Annotated in this window: 5 protein-coding genes; all 5 read left to right on the forward strand. The window is 44.2% G+C overall.

The window, feature by feature from the left end; genetic code table 11:
- Window positions 1-795: hypothetical protein (locus tag ACH2DQ_RS20080; RefSeq protein ID WP_395028029.1), on the forward strand; the 795-nt coding region annotated here is incomplete at its 5' end.
- Window positions 796-962: 167 nt separating this feature from the next.
- The gene (locus tag ACH2DQ_RS20085; protein ID WP_394911731.1) at window positions 963-2,006 is read left to right on the forward strand and encodes an N-acetylmuramoyl-L-alanine amidase; all 1,044 of its coding nucleotides are present in this window, start codon (window positions 963-965) and stop codon (window positions 2,004-2,006) included.
- 14 nt (window positions 2,007-2,020) lie between these two features.
- A complete protein-coding gene (locus ACH2DQ_RS20090; protein ID WP_394911730.1) occupies window positions 2,021-2,653 on the forward strand; it encodes a CPBP family intramembrane glutamic endopeptidase in 633 nt (210 codons plus the stop codon).
- A 330-nt stretch (window positions 2,654-2,983) separates the two neighbouring features.
- Complete coding sequence (gene gltB, locus ACH2DQ_RS20095) at window positions 2,984-7,537, forward strand: glutamate synthase large subunit (protein ID WP_394911729.1); 4,554 nt, start codon at window positions 2,984-2,986, stop codon at window positions 7,535-7,537.
- A gap of 45 nt (window positions 7,538-7,582) precedes the next feature.
- Window positions 7,583-9,067, forward strand: a complete 1,485-nt coding sequence (locus ACH2DQ_RS20100; protein ID WP_394911728.1) for a glutamate synthase subunit beta — start codon at window positions 7,583-7,585, stop codon at window positions 9,065-9,067.
- The last annotated feature ends 158 nt before the right edge of the window (window positions 9,068-9,225 follow it).

Raw genomic sequence — 9,225 nt, forward strand, 5'->3', positions numbered from 1 at the left:
CCCAAAGACAGTAAAGATCCGGTAACAGGAACGATAGATCTGGTTCGCCAGGATAATAAGAGATATGGCATGTTTGAACGCTGGGTGTGCAATGACCATGTAGACGAGGCAAAGAATGTGAAGGTTACGGCACCGGTGGATTCCAAAGTTATGCTGGATCAAAAAGCATTGGAGAACAGTTTGGTGAAAGAAGATGAGAAACTGTCTGCAGGTGCAAAATCTTATGTAGTACCATATTTGGAGAAAAAGGAATACACATTGACGGTGTCAGGACTACCTTTTGAAAAATATGAGACGAAATGGAAGCCGGAGCAGGATGAAAGTTCCGTAGATGTCAGAGAGGAATGCAAGCTTAGTGAAAATGCAAAGACACAGATGCAGGAGCTTGGCAAGCAGGCGCTGAAGGAATTCTATTCGTCAGCAGTACAGAATCAGACGGTACAGTCACTGGGAGCTGTTTTTGATAAAGTACAGGATAAAGAAACTTTATTGAAAACGGTTAGCGGGAATCTGTTCTCAGATCCTGCGCTGGTAATTGAACAGCTGGAATTTAGCGGGTTTAACAGTACCTATGGAGAGCCGTATTTTCCGGATGCGAAAGAAGAAAGTTACATTGGAATAGAAGTTAAGACAAAATATAATTGTAAATATACAGGAACCCGTATTACGGAAGGTGAAGATGGGGACACTGAAACAGAAGAATCCCAGTCTTATGCCAAAGAAGCGAAATTTTATTTTATTTATCAAGGTGGGAAATGTTATTTGAAATCAATGGAGTTACCTAATTTATTCTAAAAGAGAAACATTCATGTGGCTGGTATTTTAGATATTTTCAACTTCTGTTTAAAAATGTCCAATGGAGAACAGAACCCGAAGATGATAAAATACCAGCCATTATGTAATCATTCACAAGGCCGATTTATGTTTGGATCATGAACAGTCTCAGGAGAAAGGAACAAAAAATGCATAGAAAATTAGTAAAGTGTTTGGGAGCAGCAATGGCGATTGTGCTGTTAACAACCGGCTGTACGTTTTTGGACAGCAGCGGAAATACCAATAATGGAGAGGCTGTGACAGAAGCAGGTTCTGATTCAGCAGGTGGAAGTACTGGGAAGCAAAAGACGGAAAATGATAATCAAACGAATAAAGAAACGAGTAAAGAAACGAATAAAGAAATGAATAAAGGAACCAATAAAGAAACGAATAAAGAAACAAATAAAGAAACAAAAAATGAAACCAATAAAGAACAGAATAAAGAAACAAATAAAGAACAGGGAAAGACAGGGGAAGAGCCCGGAAAAGATACAAAAACAGATCAGGGAACCGTACAAAATGAACGGGAAACATCGAATTCCCAGGAAACAAAAGCCCAGGGACCTGTTGTTGCCGTGGATGCAGGTCATCAGGGACCGGGACAGGATATGAGCCAAAAAGAAGCAAACGGTCCTGGTTCTGAGGTGATGAAGGCACGCCTCGCTACCGGTACCACAGGTAGTGTATCCGGTCTGGATGAATACGAATTGAATCTGGACGTTTCTTTAAAACTTCAGACTGAGCTGGAAAAACGAGGTTATCAGGTGGTAATGACAAGGACAACCCATGAAGTTGATCTTGGGAATATTGACAGGGCAACCATCGCCAATGAAGCGGGGGCAGATATTCTGGTACGCATACATGCAAATGGTTCGGAAGACAGCAGTGTTGCCGGTGCACTTACTATGGCACCCACACAATCGAATCCTTATGTTGGAAGCATATCAGAGGAATGTATGCGTCTGTCTCAATGCCTGATTGACCGCTATTGTGAAGCCACAGGGCTGATTAACCGGGGAATTCTCGCAGAGGATGAGATGACGGGAATCAACTGGAGCCAGATACCGGTAACGATACTGGAAATGGGATTTATGACTAATCCGGGTGATGATGCATATATGGCGGATTCTGGGAACCAGGATGTGATGGTACAGGGAATTGCCAATGGTATCGATGACTATTTTGGAAGATAGGGGCGCGTTCATTTATGATATTTGATAATGTTGCAGGAGTACTGGTTCCGATATTGATTCATTTTCTGGCGTCGGCAGGAGTGGTAACGGTGTTCGGCAGCAGATTTGATTCCGCATTGCTGACAACGCTGGCGGCGCTGATTGTGCTTCCGGTAGTATGGTTTTTATACTGGAAGGACGGGCAGCTTTATGGGCGGAAAAAGGACCGTCCCGACGCCATGCCGGCATGGACCTATCTGTTGATTATTGTGATGGCGGTCATCAGCAATCAGGTGTTGTCGTTTCTGATTAATCTTATAGAGGTTGACAGAGTATTCTCTAATGCAGCTCAGGAAGCATTGTTTGGAAGCGGGCTTTGGATACAGATTATTGGTGTGGGAATTCTGGTGCCGATAATGGAAGAGTATTTGTTTCGGGGGCTGGTGTACCAGCGGATAAAACGGTTTGTCAGATCGAAGAAAGCGGCAGTATGTCTGGGGGCTTTTATATTTGCAATCTATCATGGAAACATGATTCAGTTTTTATTTGCATTGCCAATGGCACTTCTGCTGATCTGGGTTTATGAAAAATGGGGAACGATTAAGGCGCCAATTGTATTTCATATCGCAGTTAATTTATCTTCCGTTCTATTCAGTGCATTTCTTTAACAGAAGGGTGAGGATGATTTTGGAGTTGTCAGACGTGTTCTGACATCCAAAATCGTCCTTTAATTTTATACACAATTAAAACAATAATGTTTTAAAAGGAAAATAAAGCAGGATTTATAAAAAAATATTTGGAAAAAAGATGGATGACAGCTTGACTAATGTTTTTACAGTGGCGGCAGAAATAAATTTACAATTACAATAATCAGACAATATAAAAAATGAAGCTAAATAGATGAATAATCTGACAATAAGTTAAAAATTAATGGTTTACAGATGAAAAAAATAGGTGTATATTATGTTCAGAGAAAAACGAGAGAAAGGAACGAAAATATGACGAGACAAAACCGAATATTGCGATCGGGGGGGAGCGGGCTGTACAGACAGACGTTTGAACACGATAACTGCGGCATAGGCGCCGTTGTGAATATCAAAGGTGTGAAAACCCATGAGACCGTAGAGAATGCATTGAAGATTGTAGAAAATTTAGAACATAGAGCTGGCAAAGATGCCGAAGGAAAAACAGGTGACGGTGTAGGAATCCTATTACAGATTTCTCACAGATTCTTTTCGAAGACCTGCAAATCCCTCGGCATCTTTTTAGGTTCTGAAAGAGAATATGGGATTGGCATGTTTTTCTTTCCCCAAGATGAATTAAAGAGAAACCAGGCGAAGAAGATGTTTGAGATCATTGTGGAAAAAGAGGGACTGGAACTTCTGGGGTGGAGAGAGGTGCCTACCGTTCCCGAGGTATTGGGACACAAAGCATTGGAATGTATGCCCTGCATTATGCAGGCATTTATCAAAAAGCCAAATGATGTAGAAAAGGGCCTGGATTTTGACAGAAGGCTTTATGTAGCCCGCCGGGTTTTTGAACAGAGTAATGATAATACCTATGTGGTCTCCCTTTCCAGCAGAACCATTGTATATAAAGGGATGTTTCTGGTTGGGCAGCTTCGTACGTTCTTTGCCGATCTGCAGAGCCCGGACTATGAATCGGCTATTGCAACCGTGCATTCCAGATTCAGCACCAACACTAATCCCAGCTGGCAGCGGGCGCATCCAAACCGCTTTATTGTGCACAATGGTGAAATCAATACCATCAGAGGCAATGCGGATAAAATGCTGGCGAGGGAAGAGACAATGATTTCCCCTCATTTACAGGATGAATTACATAAGGTTCTTCCTGTTGTAAATACCCAGGGATCTGATTCTGCAATGCTTGATAATACGCTGGAGTTCCTTGTTATGAGCGGAATGGATTTGCCGCTGGCTGTTATGATTATGATCCCGGAGCCATGGGATAATAACCGCAATATGACCCAGTCAAAGAAGGATTTCTATCAGTACTATGCGACAATGATGGAACCCTGGGACGGACCGGCATCGATTCTTTTCAGTGACGGGGATATTATGGGGGCAGTGCTGGACCGCAATGGACTTCGGCCTTCCAGGTACTATATTACAGATGATGGATATATGGTTTTATCTTCTGAGGTTGGGGTACTGGATATAGACCCGGCGAAAATTGTTTTAAAAGAAAGGCTTCATCCCGGTAAAATGCTGCTGGTAGATACCGTTAAGGGAGAAGTGGTGGATGATGATACCTTAAAAGAGCGCTATGCGAAAAGCCAGCCTTACGGGGAGTGGATAGACAGTTATCTGGTACAGCTGCGGGATCTTAAGATTCCTAATACAAGGGCACATGAGTACCAGCCGGAAGAACTGGCAAGACTCCAGAAAGCATTTGGCTATACCTATGAGGAGTACCGCACCTCCATCCGCAATATGGCGTTAAATGGAGCGGAAGGAATCGGAGCCATGGGTGTGGATACGCCGATTGCAGTGTTATCAGAAGAACACCAGCCGTTGTTTAATTATTTTAAACAACTTTTTGCCCAGGTTACCAATCCACCCATTGATGCCATTCGTGAGGAAGTGGTAACATCCACCACTGTTTATGTGGGAAAGGATGGAAACCTGTTAAAAGAACAGGCTGCAAACTGCCAGGTGCTTAAAGTCCAAAATCCCATTTTAACCAATACGGATATGATGAAGATCAAAAGCATGAAGGTAGACGGCTTTCAGACGGCGGAAGTTCCTATCACTTATTATAAAAGCACCAGTATTGTCAGGGCGATTGAACGCCTGTTTGTAGAAGTGGATAAGGCGCACCGGGACGGTGCCAACATTCTGGTTCTGACAGATCGAGGTGTAGATGAAAACCACGTGCCCATCCCTTCCCTGCTTGCGGTATCTGCAGTGCACCAGCATTTGGTGAAGACGAAAAAAAGAAACTCACTGGCGATTGTATTGGAATCGGGAGAGCCAAGAGAGGTACATCACTTTGCCACACTTTTGGGGTATGGAGCCTGTGCAGTTAATCCATACCTGGCATTGGAGACAATCCGCCAGCTGATTGACAGCGAGATGCTTGACAAAGATTATTATGCGGCGGTAGATGATTACAATAATGCGGTATTGCATGGTATTGTAAAAATTGCTTCTAAAATGGGAATTTCCACAATTCAATCCTATCAGGGATCACAGATTTTTGAAGCAGTAGGTATTGACCCGGATGTTGTGGAGAAATATTTTACTAATACGGTGAGCAGAATCGGTGGTATTAATCTGGAGGATATAGCCGGTGATATGGACGCACTGCACTCTGCGGCATTTGATCCCCTGGGCCTTGGGGTAGATCTGACGCTGGACAGTATTGGAAGACATAAAATGAGAAGCCAGGGAGAAGAGCACCGTTATAATCCCAAGACCATTCATCTGCTTCAGGAATCTACAAAACAGGGCAGCTACGAATTATTTAAACAGTATACAGAGATGGTGGATAAGGAAGAAACGGGATATCTGAGAAGTCTTTTAGATTTCCGCTATCCGGAAAAAGGCGTACCAATAGAAGAAGTGGAAAGTGTGGATTCCATTGTTCAGAGATTCAAGACCGGAGCGATGTCTTACGGATCCATATCCCAGGAAGCACATGAGACGCTGGCTATTGCCATGAACCGGCTTCATGGAAAATCCAACAGCGGTGAAGGTGGAGAAAGTGATGAACGTTTGAAAACGGGGAAAGACGGTATAAACCGCTGTTCCGCTATCAAGCAGGTTGCCAGCGGACGATTTGGAGTCACCAGCAAATACCTGGTAAGTGCAAAAGAAATCCAGATTAAAATGGCACAGGGTGCAAAACCAGGAGAAGGCGGACATCTGCCCGGGCAGAAAGTCTATCCCTGGGTTGCGAAGACCAGACATTCCACACCAGGGGTCAGCCTGATTTCACCGCCGCCCCATCATGATATCTATTCTATTGAAGATTTGGCACAGCTGATCTATGATTGCAAAAATGCCAATAAGGAAGCCCGGATTTCTGTAAAGCTGGTGGCGGAAGCCGGGGTAGGTACCGTTGCCGCAGGTGTGGCAAAAGCAGGTGCCCAGGTAATACTCATCTCCGGATATGATGGAGGAACCGGTGCAGCACCGAGAAGTTCTATTCTGGGTGCCGGACTGCCCTGGGAACTGGGGTTAGCAGAGACCCATCAGACATTGATTATGAACGGCCTGCGCAATAAAGTAGTGATTGAAACAGACGGTAAACTGATGAGCGGAAGGGATGTGGCAATTGCCGCACTATTAGGTGCAGAAGAATATGGTTTTGCAACCGCCCCTCTGGTTACGATGGGATGCGTTATGATGCGGGTGTGCAACCTGGATACCTGTCCGGTAGGAGTGGCAACCCAGAATCCGGAACTTCGCAAGCGGTTCCGGGGAAAACCGGAATATGTCATGAATTTTATGAAATTTATCGCAGAAGAGCTGCGTGAATATATGGCTAAACTGGGTGTTTGCACCATTGATGAACTGGTTGGAAGGTCGGATTTATTAAAACGAAAAGCCGACATTGCTAATAAAAAAGCTTCCAGAGTAGATTTAAGCGCAATTATTAACAACCCATTTGCAAAAGAAGGGATGAAAGTGACTTTTGATCCGGTACAGGTTTATAATTTTGAACTTGAGAAAACAGCGGATGAGAAAATTTTGGTGAAGAAATTAAAAGGGGCATTGTCTAATCGGCAGAAAAGAAGCATCGAGGTAGATGTTATGAATACGGACCGCTCTTTTGGAACGATATTTGGTTCTGAAATCACGAAAATGTATCCGGACGGGCTGGAAGAGGACACTTACACCGTGAAATGTAACGGTGCCGGGGGACAGAGTTTCGGAGCTTTTATTCCAAAGGGGCTTACTCTGGAACTGGTAGGTGACAGCAACGATTATTTTGGCAAAGGTCTGTCCGGCGGAAAGCTGATTGTTTATCCTCCCAAATCTGCAAAATACAAACAAGATGAAAATATTATTATCGGAAATGTTGCCCTCTATGGAGCAACCAGTGGAAAGGCATATATAAATGGTGTGGCAGGGGAACGTTTCTGTGTGCGTAACTCCGGTGCCAATGCGGTAGTGGAGGGCGTGGGCGACCATGGCTGTGAATACATGACAGGAGGACGGGTGGTGATCCTTGGCAGTACCGGTAAGAACTTTGCGGCAGGCATGAGCGGCGGAATCGCTTATGTACTGGATGAGAACAGTGACCTCTATCGGAAGCTGAACAAAGAGATGGTATCTATTGATAAGATTACATCCAAATATGATGTCCTTGAACTGAAGGAAATGATCAAAGAACATGCAGCTTACACCAATTCGGAAAAAGGAAAGAAAATTTTGGAGCATTTTGAAGAATATCTCCCTAAATTTAAAAAGATTATTCCAAAAGATTATAACCGGATGCTGATGAAAATTGTCCAAATGGAAGAAAAAGGACTGAGCAGCGAACAGGCGCAGATTGAAGCATTTTATGCGAATACGAGAGGATAATGGCCACCGGCGGATAGATGCCGGTTGGAGATGGGAGGAAATTAAATGGGAAAACCAACAGGATTTTTAGATTTTAACAGAGAGACCAGCGTGACAATACGTCCAAAAGTCCGAATTAAGAATTTCAGCGAGTTCCACATTCCCTTATCCAGGGAAAAGCAGCGGCTTCAGGGAGCAAGATGTATGGCATGCGGTGTTCCGTTCTGCCAGTCCGGCATGATGATCGGAGGAATGGCATCGGGCTGTCCATTGCAGAACCTGATTCCGGAATGGAACGATCTGGTGTATAACGGAAGCTGGGAACAGGCATATCACAGACTGGCGAAAACCAATTGTTTCCCGGAGTTTACCGCCAGGGTATGTCCGGCACTGTGTGAAGCAGCATGTACCTGCAACTTAAATGGAGAACCGGTAGCCACGAAAGAAAATGAATGGGCAATTATTGAAAATGCATTTGAGATGGGATTGGTGGTTCCAAATCCACCCAAAGTCAGAACCGGAAAAAAGGTTGCAGTCGTGGGAAGCGGACCAGCCGGACTTGCAGCAGCTGTGCAGCTTAACAAAAGAGGACACAAGGTGACGGTCTTTGAAAGAAATGACCGGGTTGGAGGACTTCTTCGATATGGCATACCCAATATGAAGCTGGAAAAGTCCATAATAGATAGAAGAATTGCGATTATGGAAGCAGAGGGAATCACATTTATTACCAATACGAATATAGGTGAAGATATCAAGGCAAATGGACTGCTAAAAGATTTTGACCGTGTAATTCTGGCTTGTGGTGCATCCAATCCCAGGGACATCAGTGTTCCGGGCAGGGAGTCAAAGGGAATCTTTTTTGCGGTAGATTTCCTGAAAGCTGCCACAAAGAGCCTGCTGGATTCCAATTTTGCTGATCAGAACTTTATTTCTGCCAAAGGAAAGAAGGTCATGGTAATCGGTGGCGGGGATACCGGTAACGACTGTGTTGGGACTGCAATACGTCTGGGCGCGGCGTCTGTAATCCAGCTTGAAATGATGCCAAAGGCACCGGATACACGTACAGCTGATAATCCGTGGCCCGAATGGCCCAAAATATGTAAAACAGATTATGGCCAGGAAGAAGCAATTGAGGTCTTTGGACACGATCCCCGCGTATACCAGACAACCGTCTCAGAATTTATTGCAAATAAAAAGGGCGAGGTCAGTCAGGCTAAAATTATGAAGCTGGAAAGTAAAAAGGATGAAAAAACAGGGCGCATGATGATGGTTCCCACCACGGAAAACCAGGAGACAGTCAATGTGGATCTGGTACTGATTGCGGCAGGTTTCTTAGGAGCACAGAAATATGTTACGGATGCCTTTAAAGTAGAATTGGACACAAGAACCAATGTGGCAACCCAGCCCGGACAGTATCAGACTTCCGTAAAGCATGTATTTACGGCGGGAGATATGCACAGAGGGCAGTCGCTGGTAGTCTGGGCGATTCGTGAGGGCAGAGAAGCGGCAAGGGCTGTGGATGAATCTTTGATGGGGTATACGAATTTGTGATTTGATAGGATTTATTTTGAATATAATCAGTTATAATATGGCGGAGTTATGGATGGACACGACCGCTAAAATAGAAACCATTTGTGATTGTTCAATATCTGGGGTATAATCCTGTCTTTGACAGTTGAATACGTAAAGAACCGCTGTATCCCCTTGTT

The organism is Robinsoniella sp. (assembly GCF_034124845.1).

Bases quoted from the DNA above. Each gene is read 5' to 3' on its own strand.
- ACH2DQ_RS20085 (WP_394911731.1), top strand. From the start codon at position 963: ATGCATAGAAAATTAGTAAAGTGTTTGGGAGCAGCAATGGCGATTGTG.
- ACH2DQ_RS20100 (WP_394911728.1), top strand. From the start codon at position 7,583: ATGGGAAAACCAACAGGATTTTTAGATTTTAACAGAGAGACCAGCGTG.
- gltB (WP_394911729.1), top strand. From the start codon at position 2,984: ATGACGAGACAAAACCGAATATTGCGATCGGGGGGGAGCGGGCTGTAC.
- ACH2DQ_RS20090 (WP_394911730.1), top strand. From the start codon at position 2,021: ATGATATTTGATAATGTTGCAGGAGTACTGGTTCCGATATTGATTCAT.